This window comes from Bacillus sp. RIT 809 (assembly GCF_016892495.1).
Lineage (GTDB): Bacteria > Bacillota > Bacilli > Bacillales > Bacillaceae_G > Bacillus_A > Bacillus_A cereus_U.
In genome coordinates this window covers 1-286 of the sequence record NZ_JAFEMR010000086.1, presented here as the reverse complement: position 1 = coordinate 286, position 286 = coordinate 1, and the positions used below count along the sequence as shown (strand labels likewise).

The following is a 286-nucleotide window of genomic DNA, read 5'->3' as shown; positions in this document are numbered from 1 at the left end:
CTATTTCTTCTGTTGTTTCTTCTTTATTTTGCTCTTCCTCTGGTGTTACTAAGATCTCCGGTTTGTCTTTTACCTCTGGTTTCTCTAGCACATTCGGCTCTTCTGTCACCTTTGGTGTTTCCGGTTTTAATGACTCTTCTATTTCTTCTGTTGTTTCTTCTTTATTTTCTTCTTGTTCTGGTGTTACTAAGATTTCCGGTTTTTCTGTTACCTCTGGTTTCTCTAGCACATTCGGCTCTTCTGTCACCTTTGGTGTTTCCGGTTTTACTGGCTCTTCTATTTCTTT

General features: G+C 38.8%; 1 pseudogene. It reads right to left on the bottom strand.

What is annotated here, in order from left to right:
* Positions 1-286 (bottom strand): annotated as a pseudogene (locus JTF23_RS27585) (Cna B-type domain-containing protein); the annotation flags it as partial.